The organism is Vibrio sp. 1402, from assembly GCF_033340275.1.
The window spans coordinates 1-811 of the sequence record NZ_JAWOWE010000170.1; the positions used below are offsets into that span (position 1 = coordinate 1).

At 46.2% G+C, this 811-nt stretch carries 2 protein-coding genes; both read left to right on the top strand.

The features are described 5' to 3' along the window. The coding region (locus tag R7044_RS24870) for an AbgT family transporter (protein ID WP_225455955.1) at positions 1 to 263 on the top strand (263 nt) is incomplete at its 5' end. Between the two features lie 166 nt (positions 264 to 429). Continuing rightward, positions 430 to 811 (top strand): tRNA adenosine(34) deaminase TadA (gene tadA / locus R7044_RS24875; protein ID WP_225455956.1); only part of this gene is annotated, 382 nt, incomplete at its 3' end.

Here is an 811-nt window from a genome sequence, read left to right on the forward strand (position 1 = left end):
TAGGTATTTCTCCTGAACTATCTCAGGCGGCTTACCGTGTGGGTGACTCAGTATCGAACATCATTTCGCCTCTAATGGTATTTTTCCCTCTTGTAGTGGTTTACTGTCAACGTTACGTGAAGTCGACAGGCATTGGTACACTTGCGTCACTGATGATGCCATTCTCGATTGCTATGTTGATTGGTTGGTCAATCTTCCTAGTTCTTTACTGGATGGTAGGTATCCCACTAGGTATTCAAGCACCGTACACATACACGATGTAAATGATCGAATATTAGAGAAAAGCGCAGGTCGAAAGGTCTGCGCTTTTTTGTTTTGAGGTGCCATTACGAAAGAGGCGCATCTCCAAAACTTATGTCCTGCTGTAGTGAAAGCGATGTTGGTGGTAATATTTCGCTATTCATAGTTACCTTCCTTTCTGGAGCCCTTTTGTCAGAGCATCAATTTACCCCACAAGACGAAATTTTTATGCGCCGTGCACTTGCATTAGCTGAACAAGCTGAATTGGAAGGAGAGGTGCCTGTGGGAGCGGTATTAGTTAAAGATGGAGAAGTGATTGCAGAAGGCTGGAACCGCTCTATCTGCTCTAATGATGCAACAGCACATGCGGAGATTCAGACTCTACGTAATGCTGGGACTGTGTTAGAAAACTATCGACTTTTAGACACCACTCTCTATGTCACACTAGAGCCTTGCCCGATGTGCGCAGGAGCACTGTTGCACAGCAGAGTGAAACGCGTGGTATTTGGCGCGCTAGATCTTAATGCGGGCGCGGCTGGTACGGTATTGAACTTGTTTGTGGGCCAAGCGG